Genomic DNA, 20851 nt, shown 5'->3' with positions numbered 1-20851 from the left:
GAATGCCTCGGTGGAGGCCGAGTCGATCTTCCTGCATCGATGTGGATCACTCAGCCGACCGCACCAGCGCGGCTCCACGGTGACGCGGCTCGTGCACCTTTAGGACGAAGCATCCTGATTGGAGCTCGTCATGACCACCTTTGTACAACACGTGCCCGACTCCCGGTGGATCAGTGTTGTATTCCTCCAGGGCGAGGAGGCCGACGCCATACTCGAGATGATCGACCGCGCCGGGCTGAGAGCGGCGATCGAGTACCTGCAGCGGTGGGACTTCGGTGACGAGACGACCGAAGCTGCGCTCGAGAACGGGTACGTGTATGACGCGATACCAGCCGGCAGCACCGACCGCACGATCCACGATGACGGTGGGCGATACGCGCTGACATACAGTGCGCAATTCGGCTACGTTTCGCTGCTGCGCAGCTACGAGCCCGACCTCGAACCAACACTCGCCGTCGCGCTCGAGCGGCCTGCGACGGCGGGCGAGCGGGCGATGGCCGAGCACCCCGACCAGTGGTTCTCTGCACACGATCTCCGCGCAGATCTCGCCACGCATTCCGTGACGCGATGAGCGACGCTGACACGCAGGAGCGCCTGCACACCGCGGCGCTGGTCGAACCGCATCACGAGCGCGGCAGCGATCGTCGCGCGCGGAAGCGTTCGGCAGGGCAGATCGAGGCCGCCGCCCGCAAGGCGAGGTCGCGCGAGCAACGCGCTCGATGGCTTGCCGAGCGGGCAGAGGCGCGCTCGGCGGCCTATCTCCCCGCGGGTGGCGAGGCCGGTTCCAGCCAGCTTCGGATGCCCGGCCGGCTCAAGCTGCCCAAGCACCAGGACACGTCCGCGGTACTCGCTGGGCACTACCCGTTCCTCGCCGAGGCCGGCCTCGGATCGGCCGGGGTGTTCGTCGGGCAGGACCTGTACTCCGGCGGCTCGTTCGTCTACGACCCGTGGGTGCTGTACCAGCACGGCATGATCACCGCGCCGAACATCGTGCTCGCCGGCATCGTCGGGTCCGGCAAGTCGTCGCTCGCGAAGTCGCTCTACACGCGGTCGCTGCCGTTCGGGCGGCGGGTGTACGTGCCCGGGGACCCGAAGGGCGAGCACACCCCGGTCGCCGAAGCCGTGGGCGGGAAGGCGATCATCCTCGGCCATGGGCTCCGGAACCGACTGAACCCGCTCGATGAAGGCCATCGCGCCGCATCCGCATCGGATGCCGAATGGGCCGCGCAGCTCGCGGCACGCCGGCGTGAGCTGATCGGCGCCCTTGCCGAAACGGTCCTCGACCGCATCCTGACACCGCTCGAGCACACCGCGATCGACCTCGCCCTCGCTGACGCAGTTCGAAGCGCCGAGGTCCCGATCCTGCCGATGGTCGTCGACCGCATCCTGGCACCGAATTCCGAAGACGACCCCGACCGGCGGCTCGCCGAAGACGGCCGGCTCGTCGGGCACGCACTCAGGCGGCTCGTGGCCGGCGATCTCGCCGGACTCTTCGACGGGCCATCCACCGTGCGATTCGATCCATCGCTGCCGATGGTGTCGCTCGACCTGTCCCGTGTCGCGGAGAACTCGACCCTGATCTCGGTGCTGATGACCTGCTCGTCGGCGTGGATGGAGTCCGCGCTCGCCGACCCCGCCGGCGGGCAGCGTTGGGTGATCTACGACGAAGCGTGGCGGCTGATGGCCTACCCGGCACTGCTGCGCCGCATGGACGCGCAGTGGCGGCTCGCCAGACACTTCGGGATCGCGAACATGCTCGTGTTCCACAAGCTGAGCGACCTCGACAACGTCGGCGATTCCGGGTCCGCGATGCGTGCGCTCGCGTCATCCCTGCTCGCGAACGCTGAAACCCGGATTGTGTACCGGCAGGAGCCCGACCAGCTCGGTTCCACCGCGACCGCGCTCGGGCTCTCCGGCACCGAACAGAAGCTGCTGCCGGCGCTCGGGCTCGGGCAGGGGCTGTGGCGGGTCAAAGACCGCAGCTTCGTCGTGCAGCACCAGTTGCACCCCGACGAGCTCGCCGCATTCGACACGACGGCGCGGATGACCGGCACGCCGTAGCGGAAGGTGCCGGCTGTGCACTTTCCAAGCAAATCGAGGAGGCATTCGATGACCGATAGCGGGGACCGGCAGCGCGACGCGAGGATGACGCTCGCGGCGCTATCCGAGCCGAGCGACATTATCACCGGGACCCTCGTCGCACGGCTCGGTGCCGCGGAGACGGTCGAACTCATCACGAGCGGAGATCGGCTACCGAACGGCGTTGACCCTGCGGAGGGCGAACTCTGGCGGCGACGCCTCGCGCCGAGGATCAACCCGGGTCAAGTCGACCGGATCCGCGCGGACATGGAGCGGCATGACCTGCGGCTGCTGACTCCGGAAGACGTCGACTGGCCCGGCGAACTGCAGCAGCTCGGCGCGAGCGCCCCGCTCGCGCTCTGGCTCAAGGGCAACGGCCACCGGCTCGCGTCACCGCTCTCGAGCAGGGTAGCGATCGTCGGATCTCGCGCCGCAACCGGGTACGGCGAGCACATCACCAGAGAACTGGCATCCGATCTCGCGTCCCAGCACCGACTGATCTGTTCGGGGGGCGCGTACGGCATCGATGGGGCCGCCCACCGTGCCGCCACCAGCTCGCAGCCAGGTTCGACGATCGCGGTCCTCGCGAGCGGTCTCGACCGTCTTTACCCGGCCGGCAATGAACAGCTGTTCGAACGGATCGTCGAGACCGGCGGCCTGGTCGTGAGCGAGCTCCCGCCAGGTGCATCCCCCACCCGTTGGCGTTTCCAGCAACGCAACCGAATCCTGGCTGCACTTGCCGGGGCGACGGTCGTCGTCGAGGCCGGTCACCGATCGGGGTCGCTTAACATCGCCGGACAGGCACACTCGCTCGGCCGACCGGTCGGCGCTGTCCCCGGCCCTGTAACTAGCCCGGCGAGCGCCGGCTGTCACCGACTCATCCAGGAGGGAGTCGCTAGCCTCGTCACCGACGCGCAGGACATCTCCGACCTGCTCGACTCCACCGCCGGCTTCTCCGGCGACCGCACCTTCGCCTACTCGACCACCAGACACTTCACGCACAGCCGCGCCGACCTGGTGCTCTGAACAGTCTCGGCTATGCGTGATGCGGTGGGATCGATGAGCACGACACGAGCGCAAGGCACCATCGGCGATGAGCTCGCCAACCTCGGCATCGCCCTCCTGATCGGCGCAGTGATTCTCGCGATGCTGCTCCGCGCCGCTGGCGCGGCCGCCGCGTGGGCGACCGGCACCTCCCAGCCTGCCGGCGGACCGGAAGCGGGGCTCGCGGTGCTCCTGAACCCGGGCGATCCATCCGCCGCGCTCGACGCACCTGGCCTTCATCCGGTCGCGTTTTGGATCACAGCGGCGATCTTGATCGGCGCAGCCGCCGTGGCGGTCGTCTGGGTGTGGCGGATGCTCCGCGACACCAGTCGCACCACGAAGACGGACCCGCGCCACATCGCTGGGATCGCCACCCGCTCCGATGTCACGCGGGCGGCATCCCGCACAGCACTGATGAAACGCGCCGCCCACCTGCGCCCCTCCACGACGGATGCCCGCCCGACCGATGTCGGCTATCTCCTCGGCCGCTCCCGCGGTATCAGCGTTTGGGCCAGCGTCGAAGACTCGATGCTGGTCATCGGCCCGCCGCGCTCGGGCAAGGGCGCGCATATCGTGATCAACGCCATCCTCGACGCGCCCGGCCCAGTCGTCACCACGTCGACACGACCCGACAACCTGACCGCCACACTGCGCGCCCGCCAGCGGATTGGCCCCGTTGCTGTCTTCGACCCCCAGCAGCTCGCCGCCGGCGTGCCCGCGGGTCTTCGCTGGTCACCCATCCGCGGTTGCGAGGATCCGCTGACTGCGATGATCCGCGCCACCGGCCTCGCCGCCGGCACCGGGCTTACCTCCGGCGGTGTCGACGGTGGTGGATTCTGGGAAGCCAAGACCCGCAGCGCTCTCCAGTCGCTCCTGCACGCCGCAGCGCTCGATCGCCGTCCGCCATCCGAACTCTTCCGCTGGACCCTGGACCCGGCTGCCGCCCACGACGCCGTCTCCATCCTGCTCAGCACCCCAACCGCTGCCACGGGCTGGGGCGACTCCCTCCAGGCCATGCTCGAGGCCGACCCGCGAACGCGGGATTCCATCTGGCAGGGCGTCTCGCTCTCACTGGGAGCCCTCGCCGACCCGCGCGTACTGGACGCCGTCTCCCCGAGCGAGGGCGAAGGGTTCAATCCTGATGTGTTCCTGCGAGACAACGGCACCCTCTACTTGCTCGCGACCGGCGCCGGCTCGAACAACTCGGCCGCTCTCGTGTCAGCCTTCGTCGAAGACCTCGTCGAGACGGCCCGACGTATCGCCGCGCGCAGCGCCGGCGCGCGCCTCGACCCGCCGCTACTCCTCGCGCTCGATGAGATCGGCAATCTCGCGCCCCTCCCCTCGCTCCCCAACCTCATGGCCGAAGGCGGCGGCACCGGCATCACGACCATGCCCGTTCTCCAATCGCTCGCACAGGCACGCACGAAGTGGAGTGACAACGCAGCCAACGCCATATGGGACTCCTCCATCGTGAAGATCGTGCTCGGCGGAGCATCCAATTCGCGAGATCTCCAGGACCTCTCGTCCCTCATCGGCGACCGCGACGAAACGACTGACTCGACGACAATCGGCGATCGCGGTTCACGCTCGTCCCAGCGCTCGATCCGTCGCGTCGCCATCATGCCACCCGACACGATCCGCACCCTGCCCTTCGGCACCGGCCTGATCCTGCTCCGCGCCGCCTCGCCAGTCATCGCGCAGTTGCGTCTCTGGACCAGGCGAGCGGATGCCCCGGAGCTACGCCGGCATCGCGCAGAGATCGAAGCACGGCTGCGCGAACCGACGCGCGACGACGACTACGAAGCGCCCGTCACTCCAGGGGCGTAACAGCGTCGGCGGCACCACCGACGTGGAACCTGCGGCGCACCTCCCAGATGAGCGGATCGAACGATCCACAGATCTCTGGAGGACAGTCCCATGGCACTTCACACCCAGCAGTCACTCTCCGGCTTCATCGCCTCGGAGCCGCAGCAGTCGGTCACTGAGAACGGCGACACCCGCTTCTATGTCCGCGTCGGCCAGCCGCACTTCCGCCGCGAAGACGACGGTAGCTTCTCCGAGCTCGCGCCGACGTTCCACGACCTTGTCGCTTACCGCGCGACCGCCGATCGCGCACTCACACGGTTCGCGAAGGGCGACAGCTTCATTGCCGAAGGCTACGTCCGTACCTTCCAAGTCGAACGCGACGGCGCGATCATCGAACGGGAGGAGTTCGTCGCGAAGAAGATCGGCCACGACCTCGCCCGCACCAACTACGACGTCGAGCGCAACCGCCGATCGGGCGGCGGGATCGAACAGGATGCCCCAGGCCCGCGGCAAGTCGTCGCGCCGGCGCAGGTTCGAGACGACTCCACCGTGCTCGGGATTTGAGTGCCACGATGCCGGATGCCTCGAGCCGCTGGTGGGCCGCCACGCAGGATTCCCCGCTCGACGATGGCTCGCTTGATGACCTTGACGGGCCGCTGACCTCGGAACCGCCACATCCGATCAACTGGAACCTACTCACCGCCGAAGAAGCCGAGACGGAATGGGTGGAGCTCAACCGGTGGGTCAACTGGCTCCGACGGACCTATGGACTCCCGGCGTCTGTCATTCCGCCGTTCTGGCACCGCCACCCTGAACTCGTCTGGGAACTCTCCGCACTCCACTTGCACTGGCTCTGCGCCTACGACCCCGACCAACACGGCTCCGCACCATTCGGATGGCACCGCGACTTCGCCGACGCCCGCCAACGCCTCCACGACTGGGTCGCCACGTCGGGTACCCGGCTCGACCGCGACCGCCCGACACGGCAAACCGCCTGGCCAGGCGAGCCGCCCACCGACACCGTCGAGGACGTCGTGATCACCGACCGAGATGAGGACTTCGTACGATTCGTCATCGACGACGTTGCCAGTCGGCACGCAGCGGAAGCCGAGTTCCGTCGGTCCTGACATCCTGACATCGGAGCTGCTGCGACGTCGGAGATTGTCTGAGCTCCTTGTCATTGCCAGCGGGCTCTCGGTCGGCCATTCCCGCGGCGTGGACGCCGATGGCCGTTCATCTAGCTAACACGTCAGGCCGAAGGGTTCACGGCCTACCGATCGAGCAGAGCTGGGCTCGCCGCGTTCACCTCGCGCAGGACCCGCACCGGCCCGAGCAGTCCGTGATCATCGACCTCTGTCCGCTGCGTAAGACTCGGGTCCCCCGCGAGCATCCCCGCGACGTCGAGAACTCGGTCGTAGTAGCTCCGCGCAGGGAGACCGTTGTTGAGTGAACTTGCGACACAAACGGTGACCCAGTTCTCACCCTCGTGAACGTCATCGGTGATGTCCGCAACGGGGCGGGAGGTGTCGAATCCCGGCAGCTCGCCGCCGTTACGGTCATCGAGCCAAGTGCTCCTGCCGTGGATCCCAGACCGGCTGCAGGTCCCTTCTATCGGATGCCTCCATTGCATCCGTTCTGAATCGGGGGTCCGCGCTCCTCCACTGGGACAACGCGGCACCGACTCCGGGGCTTACGAGTTAATCACTGTCACCTGGAGACACCGGATCCGCCCGCGACAAAGACGGACTGCGCTGTGATGTACGTGGAATCATCGCCCAGAAGGAAAGACACGAGCGCTCCTACATCCTTCTCGCTGTCCCCGATTCGTCTGAGCGGAACAGCATCCACCACCGCTTTGAAGGCTTCCGGGTCACTCTTCTCCCAGAAGTCCGTCCCTTCCGTTCGAGCGAACGGAAGGACCACGTTGACCCGAATCTTATCGGCACCCCACTCGAGAGCCGCCACGCGGGACAGCCCGCGAATGGACTCCTTCGCCGCACCATAGGCGGCGAAGCCGGGTTCTCCGGCGGCACCCGCTCCAGACCCGAAATTGACTATCGAGCCCCCACCTGCCGCCACGAGGTGAGGGTGCGCCGCTTTCATGAGCAAGAATGTCGCACGAGGCCCTGTGCTGATCGCTAGATCGAAGTCGTCCGCTGTCTGCGAGGCGAAGGGGGATGGCGGTTTGATTGCCATCGCATTGTTGACCAGTCCGTGGAGACCTCCGAAATGTCGATGAGCGGCTTCTACGATCTCTTCAGCCGCAGCGGAGTTCCGTAGGTCGGCAACAACGCTGCGCACCTCCGCTCCTTGAGCCGCGAGCTCGTCGCGCAAGGTCGCGAGTTCATCGGCAAGTATGTCGGTGATAAGCAGTCGAGCACCATTGCGTGCAAGGGTACGGGCGATGCCTCGCCCGACTCCTCGTGCGGTTCCTGTGACAATCACGACCTTGTCTGCGAGAGATCCGGGGTGTGTGTACGACATCAGTTCCTTTCGATTCGCGCCCGCAAGGGGCACTTCCTCTGACGGTTAAGTCGGCCCAGATCGCCCTTGATCCGGAAACCGTCCCCAGGTTCAAGCCGTGCCTGGCAGATTTGTTACCAGCTCAAAGCCTTCGATCGGGTGTTCGGAAATACTGCGTTTCGGAATGAAAGCGGCCAGAATTACGCTCAGCACGCCGATCAGAGTCATATATCCCAGTGCGACAACGAATCCCGTACCGGAGATGAGCCCGGTGGTAGGCGCGGCGTAGAAGGCAAGTACCACGCCTGCTATCGCGGTCGCCGCGGATAGTCCGATACTCGTCACCGTGGTGCTCGTGCCGGTGATCTCGCTTGAGTTAGCGGCGGAGACTGAATCGAAGAGGACGTTCGCGATTGCTCCGACGCCGAGGGCGTTTCCGATTGTCACGAGAAGAACAGCCACCATCGTTATCCAGAAGCTACCGAGAAAGAACATGACGAGAAGGAGCGGAAATGTCATCAATGAGGCGGCAAGGATGTAAACGCTGCGGGCTCCATACTTACGCGCGATGATTCCGCCTGCCGGGCTCAACCCGAAGGCGATGAAGGCCGCCACCGCGCCAAGGCCACCAGCGACGGCTGGGCTGAGTCCTAGTCCGCCCTCCGCCGTCGTGGGGTACTGCTGAATGATCTGGAGCACGATCGCCGCACCACCTGCCGGGCCGAGCGCGACGAGGAAGGCGGAACTCATCGGGACAGCGACGGATCGGTGGCGGAACAGTCGGATGTTCACGATGGGATGCTTCACCCTCAGCTCCCAAGCTACCCATCCGACCAGCGCCGCCACCGCGAAGAGGAGAAGGCCGATGAAAGTGATGCTCGCAGCTCCCACAGACTGGACCAGTGAGACCGCGAGCAGGATCGCGCTGACAGCTACAGGCATCAGGACGGCGCCGACGAGGTCAAGCTGAACCTTCGTGCGCGTTCCGGTGTCTCGAGGCAGGACGATGAGGCTGACAACGACCGTGAAGATCGCGAAAGCCGCTGAGAAGTAGAAGATCGAGTGCCAGCCGAACCCTTGCAGCATTGCACCGGCGACAAGGCCACCGGCGGCTCCAGCAAGGAGGGCGGACCCGCCGATCGTGGAGACGGCGACCGGAACACGATTCGATGGGAGGTGCTCACGGGCGAGTCCGAAGGCCAAGCCGAACACGGCCCCTGCCGTGCCCTGAATGGCGCGCCCCAGGATGAGCATGAAGAGGCCTCCCCCGATGACACTGACAATCGAACCCAAGCCCGCGAGCACGCATACGATAATCAGCACGCGTCGACGTCCGTACAGGTCTCCCAGCCGACCGCCGAGAGCGGCCGAGGACGCGGACACGAGTAAGTACGCCGTCACCGTCCAGGCGATCTGGTCGGCACCGACGTTGAAGACTCCCAGTAACGACGGAAGCGCGACGTACACCATGGAGCTTTCGAATGCGCTCAGCATGACGGCAAGCGCCAGCGTAGCTATCAACAGTTGGGGTCTTGACCGGCGAATCTCGGCGGTACTTCCGGGCTGTTGCTCATTGGTCATTAGAAGCCTTTCATCGTTGCAGCGCAAGCGAATCACGCGTGCGTCACATGTTTCTCACGGTCATCGGTGACTGCGAGCTGGTCCGGATCTGCTCTTCGGCGATGAAGTTCGACCGGACCTCGGTGGTTAGTCGTGTACTTTCCGAAGCTCGATTGGTTTCGTGACCGATGAAGAACCGGGCACTTAGGGGTTGTCACGCGGTTGAGGTCAGGCCCCTGGCACGTGTAGCGGGTACGTCACGGCGACCGCCAATCCTTGGGCATCTCGGCATCGGCTGGGGTTTTGATTGCACGTTCTGTTGCGGCAATGGGCCTCAAACGGGTTTCGTTGGGCTGCCTGGCGAGGTTGGGTCAGATGATTAGACTGCCGCCGTTGACGCCGATGGTCTGACCTATGACCCAGTCCGCTTCGTCCGACGAGAGATAGACGGCAAGGTAGGCAGGGCTAGTGCGGTGCGATCTTTCCATCAAGTGCGAACATCTATGTTCCCTTCATGTCCAGCACCCGCGATGGGGCGCTAGATCTCGACTGTCATCGTCCGTGGTCCGGTCCGCTTGGATCCGATGGGGTGCGACGCAGCACTACTCGTGTCACCGAGAGCGACCCGATGCCGCCCCCGCCGCACCCCATCGTTGGGTCGTCCTGAGCTGGATCAGCTAGCGAACAACTCCTCGATGCCTTCCTGGGAGAACTTCTGCAGGGCGTAAGCCGTGTCGGGGAACTCGTTGAGCTCAGCTACCCGGCCGGCCTCGGAGAAGCGGAAGTGGACGGCGTAGAAGTTCTCGTAGTCCAAGCCTGCGTTGGTGACAGCTCGGGTCGTCACTTTGAGGGCTACCTTGTAGCCCTCGACGATGATGTCCGTGATCTCGGGTTCCAACCCGTTGGGGTATAAGAACTTCGCAACCTTGGCCACTGTGGCGAAGCCTTCGTGTCCGAAATACTCTTCATGACCCACCTTGTAGTAAGCGTCCGGTTCCACCAGGTGCTCGTAAACCGCGGGATCGAAGGTGCAGAAGTAATCGTAGAAGTGCAACGCGAGCTCGCGAGATTTCGCATCCACGCCCTTGGTTTCAGTCATTGTCTTTCCTCACATCAAGATTGTTTGATTTCATCGAATCGGTGACGGCGATCACCTTTGGGCATGCGCACACAACGATCGAAGGCCACCCTCAGGCCCGCAGGGAAAGACCACCTCATCGCAGGTGCGCCACGACTTATGGCTGGGTGGCAAAGGGCCGCGTGAGTTCCAGCATGTCGGGGTACTTCTGGAGGTGAGCGCCACCGTTGATGTCGAAGGTTGCGCCGGTGATCCAAGTCGCCTTGTCGGAGGCGAGGAAGGCTGCGACGTCGGCAATCTCCTTCGGTTGGCCGGAGCGACCGAGCGGCGTGTTCTCCGTGAACTGGTCGATTAGTCCTGGCACCATGTCCGAACCCGCGGTCATCGGGGTCTCGACTCTTCCTGGCTGGATCGCGTTGACGCGGACTCGACGCGCTGCCGACTCTAGAGCAGCCACTTCGACGAGCATCGTGGCTCCCGCCTTAGAAGCACAGTATGCACCCATCCCAGTTCCCGGCTGACGTGCATTGAGGGACGAGATCACGGTGATGCTTCCGCCCTCGGCGATCGCCAGCCCGGCGTGTTTGAGAACCAAGAAGGTTCCGGTGAGGCAAACATCCACGGTCTTCTGCCACGCGGCGAAAGAGAGCTCGGTGATGGCGCCCACGAAGGTCAGGCCCGGACAACTGACCACGGAGGTCAGGTCGTCGATCCCGGCGAACCCAGCGGCGACGGACGCTTCGTCGGTGACATCCATTGGAATCGCGGAGGTGTCGCCGCCGATCTGTGCTGCGGCTGCCTGCGCTGCTTCCAAATTGACGTCTGCGATCGTGACACGAAATCCGTCGTCGTGCAGTGCCTGGGCAGTGGCGAAGCCAATTCCCGAGGCCCCGCCAACGACTACAGCGCGGCTCATCGGGCCACGTCCGTTTCCGGGGCTTTGTCTTTCAGGAACTCGTCTCGGGCTGCGATCCATTCCTCTCGATGATTCGTGGCGTACGAGTAGCGGTCCTTCCAACGAGCATCGTTGCTGTCCGCAAACTTGTAGTCGAATTTGATGGAGGTGCGGAATTCGATGACCTCGACTCCGTCGGGGCCGGCCGTGTAGCGATAGGGCGAGTCCTTCGGCACGAAGAATCCGTCGCCGGCACCTAGAGTGCGCTTGCCCAGGATCAGCGTGCCCGACGCGATGTAGTACAGGCAATCGCCGTCGTGGCTGTGCGGCGGGAGCTGGTAGTGAGGCGCGAGCCACGCGTGTACGAGGCTGAGCCCGTCGGTTCGGTCAGATCCTTCGAGTGGCGTGTCGCGGAACAGCACTCGCGAGACGAGACCCACTCCGAGGCTGTCGTCCTTCGCATTGACGATGGACGCCTCCGGAACGTCCTTGAACTCCATGACTCCGGATTCGAGAAGCTCCGGTGCGTCGGCGTAGGTGAAGGGTTGGATGGAGGGCCGTGCGGCCGAGGGAGTGTCGGTTGTCATGTTGATCCTTTCTTCGTTGAATGGTTGTTACAGGTCGAGAACGACGCGTCGGCTGTTGGCGCGGCTTACGCAGAGCATCATGGTGTCGTTCGCTTCTCGTTGGTCGTCGGAAAGATATTCGTCTCGATGGTCCGGCACACCGGCGAGCACTTTCGTCTCGCAGGTTCCGCAGTACCCCTCGAGGCAGGAATAGGGCTGATCAGGACGGACCGGAAGTATCGCGTCGATGATTGTTTGACTGGCCGTCACCCGCACCACTTCTCCGGTTCGGGCGAGCTCGACTTCGAAGGCTCCGTCTGCCGGCTGGTGAGCGTGTACTTCGCCCGAACCTTTGAACCGCTCGACGTGGAGCTGAGAGTCAAGCCCGAGAGTGGAACATGCAGCTGCCAGTGCGTCCAACATTGGTGCGGGGCCGCACGCATAGATAACCGTGCCGGGTTCGATGAGGGAGAGCTCGTAACCAAAGTCCGTCCGGCCCTCGGTGTCCTCCGGCACAAGCCTCAGCGCCCCGCCCTGAACGGACCGCAACTCGTTCCGGAATGCCATTGCCTCGCGGTTTCGCGCTCCGTAGACCAGACGCCATGGAACGAGCAATTCAGCGGCACGCCGAACCATTGGCAGAATCGGCGTGATACCGATTCCGCCGGCGAAGAAGACATACTGCGGGGCCGGAACGAGTTCGAAGTTATTCCTTGGCCCTCGAACTTCGACGGTGTCGCCTTCTGCGAGTTGGTGCATCGCGGCGGAACCGCCCTGACTAGCTGGATCGAGAAGCACGCCGACGGTATACCCCTGGTCATCAGCTGGATCACTGCACAACGAATACTGCCGCACCAAGCCTGAGCTCAGCCGGAAATCGAGGTGCGCCCCCGGGGTCCACGAAGCTACAGGCCGGCGATCGAGTGGTTCGAAACGAAGAGACTTCACACGATCTGCGATTGCCTCAACGCGGGTAACTTCGAATCTCTCGAACTCGGTTTCGAAGGCTTCTTCCATAAGACAGACTTTCTTCAGGTGTCGTAGTCGGCGGAGGCATGTGCTTGCGCCTGATTAACCGGCGGAAGCTCTAGACGGTGAGAGGAAGTCGCTCCACGACGAACATGCTGCTGATCGTCTCGTGGGGCGAGTCTGCGACGACGACGCTGGCGGCGATGAACTCGCCCACCTCGAGCTGGTCGAGGGATTCCGATTCGCTGGGCCAGAACTTGAGGTGAAGCGGCTGCGCAGCAAACTCCTTCTTTGGCAGCTGCGCCTTGTTTGCGTTGACGTCGCTGGAGACGATGCTGCGGTCGACATAGCCCTTGTAGTCCACGGTTGGGATCTCGCGCACGGCAAGTACCGGTACCGCCCCGAGACGCGGCGTGGGCTCGTCTTGTGCGACCGCGCGGCCAACCGGCGCCGCGACTCGGACTCCTAGACTTGCTATGCGTCGATTCTTTCGGTCGACCGTGATCAGAATCTCGTCCCCCTCTTCGACCGATGAGAGGTCGCCGGCCACTTCCAGCCCGTTCTGGTAGAACCGGATGTCCCCGAACTTCTTCAACATGCCGTAGACCTGCCCCGAGAAGATCAGCATCTCCGGGATCGTCTTGTCGTGTGCTGGACCGGCACCGTCAACGAACTCCCATCCAGCCTGCGCCTTCGTGCCCCTGTGATCGACAGACGCCCAGAACGAGAATCCCGTGTACGGAGCCAACCTGCCGTCTCGTCCGCGGAAGTTCGGAGACGTGAATGCCATGATCGTGCAGAGCGCGGGCGCCTCACGATCCACCTCCAGGGGCGGCGGGGCAATGAGCTTCTGTAGCGCGGTGTGAGTCGTTTCGAACGTGAACTGCACACGCGTCATGTCACCGTGCTGGGGCTCCTCGTAACCGTGCATCGCCGATGTTCCTGGCCGCGCACCCAGGACGTTCGACACCCCCGCAGGGTTCTGGTTTGCCCCGTAATCCACCCGATCGGCAATTGACATGATGCTCCCCTCACTGGGTGCGTTGAACGACGTTGGTCTGAAATTTCATGCCACCCAAGGGTGGGCACTCCCAGCGCGAAACACACGAATGGCCATTCGCACGAACAGTGATTCGTAACGTAATGGGGGTTGTAGTCGTTGTCAAGCGCGATTACGTCGCGGGCGGTTCGGCAGGCAACTCGCCGACCGGCCCTCATGTGGCCTGAAGCTCGAAGGTCTAGCGCGTTGCGCATTCCCGCAGCGCAGCGACATAGTTGTCCTCGTTGAGGCGGAACCTGTCAACTGGCGCTGTCAGCGATAGCGCTGCTCGCACGCGGCCGCCCAGCCAGACGGGGACGCTCGCCGAGTGCACACCTACGCGAAGTTCTTCCTCGTCGTGCGCGATTCCCGACGCGCGGATCCGCTCCAGCTCGGCGTCGAGCTCATCTCGATTTCGCACCGTGTTGGGAGTCAGTGGGCGGAACTCATAGCCGGAAAGTGCCCAATCGCGCAGCTCGGGATCGGCGTGGGCGAGCATAACCCGTGCGCCGACGCGCGCGTGAATGTCGTCGGAGTAGCCGACCTCGAGGCCGGAGACTCGCACGGCATGCTCGCCCTCTACGACGGCGATCACTCGGATACGGTCACCCCGCCACGCGGTGAGATAGCAGGACTCGCCGGTTCGCCGCGCAAGTTCGGACAGTGCAGCTCGCAGCTCGGCAGGCGGGCGGAGTTGGCGTGTCACGGCGTCGGCGATTCGTTCGCTCGCGTCGCCCAAGTCGTAACGCCGATTGGAGTCCTTCTGCAGAAGGCGCTCTTGCACGAGCGTGCTGAGTAGGTGATGCGTCGTGGGCGCAGACAGACCTAGCCGCTCGGCGATCTCTGTGGCCTGCACTCTCGGATGGTCCGCAACGAGCAGGAGAATCCTCGCTGCGCGTTCGACGGACTGAATGGTCGTGACCATGATCTCTCCCCTTGACAGTCGTGCGTAGTGCCTTATCATTTCGGCAGATAACCGAACTAACTTGCATTATCTGAAGGTACGGCATCCAACAAGGGAGTTGAACCCATGGCGACGGGCGAACGCGAGTCGATCACCACGGTGATGGCCGCTGGAGGGCGGCCTGCTGGCAGCCGGCGCGAGATCAGGATCATTGACACCACACTGCGCGACGCTCACCAGAGCCTGTGGGCGACGCGGATGCGCACGGAGCACATTGTGCAGATGGCACCCGAATTCAATGAGGTGGGATTCGCGCACGTCGACCTTGTGGCGCCCATCCAGTTCGATGTCGCCGTGCGCTACCTCAAAGAGGACCCGTGGGAGCGTGTGCGGCTCGCGCACCAGCACGCTCCGGACAGCACATTCCGGGCCCTGATCCGGTCCAAGAACATTGCCGCCTTCGACTTTCTCGCTGATGACGTAATCGACGCGTGGGTGGAAAACCTCTACCGGAACGGCTTCCGGGTAATCGGATCGTTCGACGGGCTCAACGACGTTGACAACATCGCACCAGGGCTCATCCGCGCCAAGCAGCTCGGGGCTTCGACCTTCGGGGCTGTCTCGTTCTGTGAGAGCCCGGTGCACACCGACGACCTCTTCGTCGCAAAGGCCATCGAACTTATCGAGAAGGCTGATGTCGACGCGATCATGCTGAAAGATGCGGGCGGCTTACTTACGCCAGACCGCATCCGCACCCTGGTACCCGCCCTCAAGGCGGTGATCGGCGACCGCTCGCTCGAAATCCACAGCCACTGCCTCACCGGCCTCGCCCCACTGGTCTACCTGGAGGCGGTGGAGTTGGGTGCCGATGCGCTGCACACCTCGGTCGCGCCCATGGCAAACGGCGCCGCTCAACCCTCAACCCAGGACATCGTCAGCGACCTGCGCGCCCTCGGCTACGTGGTGAATGTAGACGACCAGCGGATTGAAGCCATCTCGCAGCAGTTGATCGCCATCGCCGAGGCGGAAGGCAAGCCGGTCGGCCACCCGGTGGCCTACAACGGCCTGCACTTCATGCATCAGCTGCCCGGTGGCATGCTCTCGAACTTCCACTCCCAGCTGGCCACGGCAGGACTGTCGCACCGCTTCACCGAACTGCTCTACGAGGTGGCAAAGGTGCGTGAAGAGCTGGCCTTCCCGATCATGATTACACCGTTCGCACAGTTCGTCGGAACCCAAGCGGTGATGAACGTCATCTCGGGTGAGCGCTACAAGTTGGTGCCAAACGAGATCAAAAAGTACGCTCTCGGCTACTACGGCGAGCTGCTGGGGCCGATCGCTCCCGATGTGCTTGAGAAGATCATCGCCAACGGGTCCTCGTCGATCGCCCTCGTTCCCTCGCCGATCGAACCGATGCTCCCAGGCCTCCGGGAACGGTATCCGGATGAGGGCATTGATCTGGTGCTGCTGCGGGCGATGTTCGCAGGCTCGCAGGTCGACGAGATGCTCCGCACCGTCGCCGCCGGAGGAAACCCCGACGAGACATACGGGTCGGTGCTCGACCTCGTCAAATCACTGTCGGCCAAGAGCACCACAGGTACCCAGTCACTGACCGCGGGAGATCTGCGGATCCGCATCGAGAAAGGACAGAGCGAGCATGTCGCTTGACCAACCTGACATCAAGGAACTCCGGGCACTCGTCGACTGGGTGAACTTCAGCGAGGACGTGCGCGAGCTCTCAGTAGCCATCGGTGGCGTGGAGCTGTTCATCTCGCGCGACCGGCAGGTTCCTGCGCCCGCGGGGGCCGCCCCGGCCCCGGTAGCCCCGGCCCCGGTAGCCCCGGCCCCGGTAGCCCCGGCCCCCGCGGCGGTCGCAGCGGTCGCGGCTCCGGTCGCTCCGCCTGTGGCCTCCCCCGCATCGAACACTCCGGGGTCGACGGGTGATCTGGCCGCCGACGAGGTGCTGATCAAGGCGCCGATGGTCGGCGTCTTTTACGGCTCGCCCAAGCCGGGCGACCCGCCTTTCGTGCAGATCGGCGACACCGTCACCGACGACACCGTGCTCGGCATCGTCGAGGTGATGAAGCTGATGAACAACATCGAGGCGAAGGTCACAGGCAGCGTCGCTCGCATCCTGGTCGACAACGAGCAAGCGGTCGAATACGGCCAGCCGTTGATGGTGATCCGACGCCATGGCTGAACTCAGGAGCGTGCTCATCGCCAACCGGGGTGAGATCGCATTGCGCATCATCCGGGCCTGCAAAGAACTCGGAATGCGCAGCGTTCTCGTGTATTCGGAAGCGGACGCGCTCTCGCTGCCGGTGAAATTCGCCGACAAGGCCGTGTGCATCGGCCCCGCGAAGGTGAACGCGAGCTACCGGAACGCCCAAGCCGTGGTGAGTGCGGCGCTGGCCTACGGGGTCGACGCCATCCACCCCGGCTACGGGTTCCTCTCCGAGAACGCCGACTTCGCAGCCCTCTGCGAACAGGAAGGAGTGGGCTTCGTCGGGCCGGCCGCCGATGTCATCCGAAGCATGGGCGACAAGATCGAGGCGAAGAAGATCGCCCGGCGTGCCGGAGTGCCCACCGTTCCCGGCTCGGAGGGGGCCATCGCCGAGTACCGCGAGGCTCTCGCCGTAGCGAGCGAGGTGGGCTACCCGCTGCTGATCAAGGCCGCCGCCGGCGGCGGCGGCCGTGGCATGCGTGTCGTCGAGACGGCGGCCACGCTGGAAAAGGACCTCGCGGAGATCATGTCGGAGGCCGAGGTCGCGTTCGGCGACCCCTCGGTGTACATCGAGCGCTACCTCACCGACATCCGACACATCGAGATCCAGGTGATCTCCGACGGCAGCACCGTGCTACACCTCGGGGAGCGCGACTGCACCGCTCAGCGGCGCAACCAGAAGCTCGTGGAGGAGGCGCCGTCGCCGGTGCTGGATGCCGAGCTGCGGCAGGGTCTCGCCGATGCGGCGATCGCGCTCTGCCGGGAGGTCGGCTACAAGAACGCCGGCACGGTTGAGTTCGTGTTCGACAACATCGAGCGCACCTATTACTTCATCGAGATGAACACCCGCATCCAGGTGGAGCACCCGGTCTCGGAGATGGTGTCGGGCATCGACCTCATCAAGCTGCAGCTGCAGATCGCGGGTGGACTTCCCCTGAGCCTCACCCAGGACGACGTGCTCATCCGCGGCCACGCCATCGAGTGCCGCATCAACGCGGAGGATCCCGACAACAACTTCGCTCCCAACCCTGGCACCATCGCGAACTTCCGGCCGCCGGGCGGGTTCGGCATCCGCATGGACACCCACATCGAGTCGGGCTACGTCATCCCGCCGTTCTACGACTCGATGATCGGCAAACTCATCTGCTGGGGCGCCGACCGCGACGAAGCGATCGCCCGCACCCTCCGTGCTCTCGACGATCTCGTCGTCGACGGCATCATCACGACGGCATCGCTGCAGAAGCGCATCGTCGACAGCCCCGAGTTCCGCAGCGGCGATTTCAACACTGCCTTCGTCACCGAACTCCTCTCCGCAACTCCCCCAGTCCTCTCCTAAGGAGACCTTATGTCGATCACCACCGCGGTTCGCCGCCCCGTCCTCGCCGATCTCGTCGACCGCCCCACCAGATCCCGGGTGTTCGCCGTTGACGCTGGCCTTGTGCTCGCTGGCGTCGCTCCTGCTACCGACCGCACCAAGCGCGGCTGACACAGGCGATCAGGCAGCGACGATGATCGACAAGACGGTGACCGATGTCGCCCAGGCGGTGGCCGGCATCGCCGACGGTTCGACGGTAATGATCGGCGGCTTCGGGCGGGCCGGCCAGCCGGTCGAGTTGATCGACGCCCTCATCGAGCAGGGCGCGGGTGATCTCACGATCGTGAGCAACAATGCAGGCAACGGCGATACCGGTCTCGCAGCGCTGCTGGCGAAGGGGCGGGTGCGAAGAATCATCTGCTCGTTTCCGCGTCAGCACGACTCCTGGGTGTTCGACGGTCTCTACCGGGCGGGAGAGATCGAGCTCGAGCTCGTACCTCAGGGCAACTTGGCTGAGCGCATTCGGGCCGCGGGTGCGGGGATCGGCGGCTTCTTCAGCCCGACGGGGGTGGGTACGCAACTCGCTGAGGGCAAGGAGGAACGAACCATCGACGGCCGTCGCTACGCACTCGAGTACCCGGTTCGGGCTGACTACGCCCTGATTTCCGCCCACCGGGGCGACCGGTGGGGGAACTTGGTATACCGCGAAACCGCTCGCAACTTCGGCCCGATCATGGCGGCCGCCGCCGGCACGACCGTGGCTCAAGTGGACGAGTTGGTTGAACTCGGCGCACTTGATCCCGAAGCGGTGGTGACGCCGGGCATCTTCACCAACCGGGTGGTGGCAGTCGGTCCGCGGTCGTGGGTTCGGGATGGCGGATTCGTCGGTGGTGTGGATATTGATGGCAATCCCCTTTCCGGGTCAGGAGCGTCTCGATGAGCGCCTCGAGCCGGGTCAGTCGGCAGGAGCTCGCACAGCGCATCGCCGAGGACATCCCTGAAGGCGCCTACGTGAATCTCGGCATCGGGGCGCCGACACTAGTGGCGAACTATCTGCCGGCCGACCTCGAGATCATCCTGCACACCGAGAACGGGCTGCTCGGCATGGGGCCAGCGCCCGCGGTCGGATCTGTCGACCCCGACCTCATCAACGCAGGCAAGCAGCCTGTGACCGCCCTCGCCGGCGCCGCCTATTTCCATCACGCGGACTCATTCGGCATGATGCGCGGCGGGCACCTCGATATCTGCGTGCTCGGTGCCTTCCAGGTGGGCAGCAACGGCGATCTCGCAAACTGGTCCACCGGGGCGGCCGACGCGATCCCGGCTGTCGGCGGGGCGATGGACCTCGCCATTGGTGCGAGGAACGTGTGGATCATGACCGACCTGCTCGCAAAATCCGGAGAGTCGAAGTTGGTGACGGAGTGCACCTATCCGCTCACCGGTGTCGGCTGCGTGTCTCGGGTTTACACCGACTACGCAGTCTTCGACGTCATCGGGAACACGTTCCGGGTGCGGGAACTGTTCGGAGACAACACGGTGGAGGCCCTCGAGGATCTCACCGGCCTGAACCTGAAGTGAAGAGACCCCGATGACCGCGAGCTTTGTGTTCGACGCCGTGCGCACTCCGTTCGGGCGGGCCGGCGGTGCCCTCTCCGGAGTGCGGCCCGATGACCTCGCCGCTGTCGTAGTTGCGTCGATCGTCGAGCGCACCGGCCTGGACCCGACCCGAATCGATGACGTCATCTTCGGCGACGCCAATCAGGCGGGAGAAGACAACCGCAACGTCGCCCGTTTCGGCGCACTCCTCGCGGGCTTGCCGACGTCCGTGACCGGCAGCACCGTCAACCGGCTCTGCGCATCGTCGCTCGAAGCCGTGATCCAGGGTTCTCGTGCCGTCGAGGTTGGTGACGCTGACGTCATTCTCGCGGGAGGCGTGGAATCTATGAGCCGCGCCCCCTATGTGGTGGAGAAGTCCCCCAAACCGTGGCCAGCGACCGGCAACCAGACACTCTGGAATACCTCGATCGGCTGGCGGATGACAAACTCCGCCCTCCCGACAGAATGGACGATCAGCAACGGCGAGGCAGCAGAGCACATCGCCCGCACCTGGAACATCGGGCGTGACGCCCAGGACGAGTTCTCGGCCCGGTCGCACCGGCTCGCCGCAGAAGCGTGGGCATCTGGGGTCTACAACGGTGAAATCGTGCAGGTGCCGGGGGCCCCGTTGGTGCGCGATGAGGGCATTCGCGACGGCACAACGATTGACAAGCTGGCCGCGCTCGAGCCCCTATTCGCCGCCGGTGGCAGCGTCACCGCAGGGAACTCCTCCTCCATCAACGACGGCGCCTCCGCAGTGCTGGTCGCCGGCGAAGGTGCGTTCGACGTCGAGCCGCTAGCGCGGATCGCCAGCCGAGCAGCGCACGGGGTCGATCCTCAGGACTTCCCGATCGCCCCTATCGAGGCGGCGAATAAGGCCCTAGCCCGAGCGGGCCGATCGTGGGCTGACGTCGACTTCGTCGAGCTGAACGAAGCGTTCGCCTCACAGTCGCTGGCGTGCCTTAAGGGGTGGGGCGACCTCGACCCGACACGGCTCAACATCCATGGTGGAGCTCTCGCGATCGGACACCCGCTTGGTGCGTCGGGCGGACGAATCATCGGTCATGCGGCGCACGAACTCGCTCGTCGAGGAGCTGGTGTAGCCGTGGTGGCGATCTGCATCGGCGTCGGCCAGGGGCTCGCCGTCGTGTTGGAACGCACCTGACCCGGGGGAAACCGTACCCGGCCGGGGCTCATCGACGGCTACACGCGAACGATGTCTGTCCTCGAGCAGCTTCCCCTCGATCTCGAATTCGCCCAGTAGCCAGTCGTCCAGGCTCGTTGTAGGGCGGCTTCGAACCCGTACGACAAGC

21 protein-coding genes are annotated in these 20851 nt (G+C 64.6%); 13 read left to right on the top strand and 8 right to left on the bottom strand.

What is annotated here, in order from left to right:
- Positions 1 to 130 precede the first annotated feature (130 nt).
- The 6 genes from ESP51_RS15110 to ESP51_RS15085 all read left to right on the top strand — a co-directional run bounded on the left by ESP51_RS15110 (position 131) and on the right by ESP51_RS15085 (position 6056).
- Complete coding sequence (locus ESP51_RS15110) at positions 131 to 571, top strand: hypothetical protein (RefSeq protein WP_129521725.1); 441 nt, start codon at positions 131 to 133, stop codon at positions 569 to 571.
- Entirely contained in the window at positions 568 to 2061 is a 1494-nt protein-coding gene (locus tag ESP51_RS15105) for an ATP-binding protein (protein ID WP_129521724.1), read from the top strand. Before ESP51_RS15110 ends, ESP51_RS15105 begins: the two co-directional genes overlap by 4 nt.
- A 48-nt stretch (positions 2062 to 2109) precedes the next feature.
- On the top strand, positions 2110 to 3105 hold the full coding sequence (dprA, locus tag ESP51_RS15100) for a DNA-processing protein DprA (protein ID WP_129521723.1): 996 nt from the start codon (positions 2110 to 2112) through the stop codon (positions 3103 to 3105).
- A 33-nt stretch (positions 3106 to 3138) separates the two neighbouring features.
- Positions 3139 to 4950, top strand: coding sequence for a type IV secretory system conjugative DNA transfer family protein (locus ESP51_RS15095; RefSeq protein WP_129521722.1), 1812 nt, complete (start codon positions 3139 to 3141; stop codon positions 4948 to 4950).
- A 90-nt stretch (positions 4951 to 5040) separates the two neighbouring features.
- On the top strand, positions 5041 to 5493 hold the full coding sequence (locus ESP51_RS15090; RefSeq protein WP_129521721.1) for a single-stranded DNA-binding protein: 453 nt from the start codon (positions 5041 to 5043) through the stop codon (positions 5491 to 5493).
- 8 nt (positions 5494 to 5501) lie between these two features.
- Positions 5502 to 6056 carry a hypothetical protein gene (locus ESP51_RS15085; protein WP_129521720.1) on the top strand — a complete coding sequence of 185 codons (555 nt, stop codon included), beginning with the start codon at positions 5502 to 5504 and terminating at the stop codon, positions 6054 to 6056.
- Positions 6057 to 6636: 580 nt separating this feature from the next.
- Here ESP51_RS15085 and ESP51_RS15080 read toward each other — a convergent pair.
- The 8 genes from ESP51_RS15080 to ESP51_RS15045 form a co-directional block, all read right to left on the bottom strand.
- Positions 6637 to 7413, bottom strand: coding sequence for an SDR family NAD(P)-dependent oxidoreductase (locus ESP51_RS15080; protein ID WP_129521719.1), 777 nt, complete (start codon positions 7411 to 7413; stop codon positions 6637 to 6639).
- A 90-nt stretch (positions 7414 to 7503) separates the two neighbouring features.
- The gene (locus tag ESP51_RS15075) at positions 7504 to 8973 is read right to left on the bottom strand and encodes an MFS transporter (RefSeq protein WP_129521718.1); all 1470 of its coding nucleotides are present in this window, start codon (positions 8971 to 8973) and stop codon (positions 7504 to 7506) included.
- Between the two features lie 652 nt (positions 8974 to 9625).
- Positions 9626 to 10051 (bottom strand): nuclear transport factor 2 family protein, encoded by a 426-nt coding sequence (locus ESP51_RS15070; RefSeq protein ID WP_129521717.1) that lies wholly within the window; start codon positions 10049 to 10051, stop codon positions 9626 to 9628.
- A 136-nt stretch (positions 10052 to 10187) separates the two neighbouring features.
- Positions 10188 to 10946, bottom strand: a complete 759-nt coding sequence (locus tag ESP51_RS15065) for an SDR family NAD(P)-dependent oxidoreductase (protein ID WP_129521716.1) — start codon at positions 10944 to 10946, stop codon at positions 10188 to 10190.
- Positions 10943 to 11512 (bottom strand): cupin domain-containing protein, encoded by a 570-nt coding sequence (locus tag ESP51_RS15060; RefSeq protein ID WP_129521715.1) that lies wholly within the window; start codon positions 11510 to 11512, stop codon positions 10943 to 10945. The genes ESP51_RS15065 and ESP51_RS15060 overlap by 4 nt, the downstream gene beginning before the upstream one ends.
- A gap of 27 nt (positions 11513 to 11539) precedes the next feature.
- A complete protein-coding gene (locus tag ESP51_RS15055) occupies positions 11540 to 12508 on the bottom strand; it encodes a PDR/VanB family oxidoreductase (RefSeq protein WP_129521714.1) in 969 nt (322 codons plus the stop codon).
- Between the two features lie 70 nt (positions 12509 to 12578).
- On the bottom strand, positions 12579 to 13481 hold the full coding sequence (locus tag ESP51_RS15050) for an acetoacetate decarboxylase family protein (protein ID WP_129521713.1): 903 nt from the start codon (positions 13479 to 13481) through the stop codon (positions 12579 to 12581).
- 217 nt (positions 13482 to 13698) lie between these two features.
- Entirely contained in the window at positions 13699 to 14424 is a 726-nt protein-coding gene (locus tag ESP51_RS15045; RefSeq protein WP_164990542.1) for an IclR family transcriptional regulator, read from the bottom strand.
- Between the two features lie 105 nt (positions 14425 to 14529).
- On the opposite strand from ESP51_RS15045, the gene ESP51_RS15040 reads away from it, so the two are divergent.
- The 7 genes from ESP51_RS15040 to ESP51_RS15015 are packed head-to-tail and all read left to right on the top strand — an operon-like array spanning position 14530 to position 20703.
- The gene (locus tag ESP51_RS15040; RefSeq protein WP_129521711.1) at positions 14530 to 16071 is read left to right on the top strand and encodes a pyruvate carboxylase; all 1542 of its coding nucleotides are present in this window, start codon (positions 14530 to 14532) and stop codon (positions 16069 to 16071) included.
- Positions 16061 to 16603 carry an acetyl-CoA carboxylase biotin carboxyl carrier protein gene (accB, locus tag ESP51_RS15035; RefSeq protein WP_129521710.1) on the top strand — a complete coding sequence of 181 codons (543 nt, stop codon included), beginning with the start codon at positions 16061 to 16063 and terminating at the stop codon, positions 16601 to 16603. The genes ESP51_RS15040 and accB overlap by 11 nt, the downstream gene beginning before the upstream one ends.
- Positions 16596 to 17963 carry an acetyl-CoA carboxylase biotin carboxylase subunit gene (gene accC, locus ESP51_RS15030; RefSeq protein WP_129521709.1) on the top strand — a complete coding sequence of 456 codons (1368 nt, stop codon included), beginning with the start codon at positions 16596 to 16598 and terminating at the stop codon, positions 17961 to 17963. The genes accB and accC overlap by 8 nt, the downstream gene beginning before the upstream one ends.
- 9 nt (positions 17964 to 17972) lie before the next feature.
- Positions 17973 to 18113, top strand: a complete 141-nt coding sequence (locus tag ESP51_RS20670; RefSeq protein ID WP_164990541.1) for a hypothetical protein — start codon at positions 17973 to 17975, stop codon at positions 18111 to 18113.
- 22 nt (positions 18114 to 18135) lie between these two features.
- Positions 18136 to 18882 (top strand): 3-oxoacid CoA-transferase subunit A, encoded by a 747-nt coding sequence (locus ESP51_RS15025; RefSeq protein WP_129521708.1) that lies wholly within the window; start codon positions 18136 to 18138, stop codon positions 18880 to 18882.
- Complete coding sequence (locus tag ESP51_RS15020; protein WP_129521707.1) at positions 18879 to 19520, top strand: 3-oxoacid CoA-transferase subunit B; 642 nt, start codon at positions 18879 to 18881, stop codon at positions 19518 to 19520. Before ESP51_RS15025 ends, ESP51_RS15020 begins: the two co-directional genes overlap by 4 nt.
- Positions 19521 to 19530: 10 nt before the next feature.
- A complete protein-coding gene (locus ESP51_RS15015; protein WP_129521706.1) occupies positions 19531 to 20703 on the top strand; it encodes a thiolase family protein in 1173 nt (390 codons plus the stop codon).
- Positions 20704 to 20851 lie beyond the last annotated feature (148 nt).

This window comes from Agromyces albus (assembly GCF_004134825.1).
Taxonomy (GTDB): Bacteria; Actinomycetota; Actinomycetes; order Actinomycetales; family Microbacteriaceae; genus Agromyces; species Agromyces albus.
This window is presented reverse-complemented; position numbering and strand designations above follow the sequence as displayed.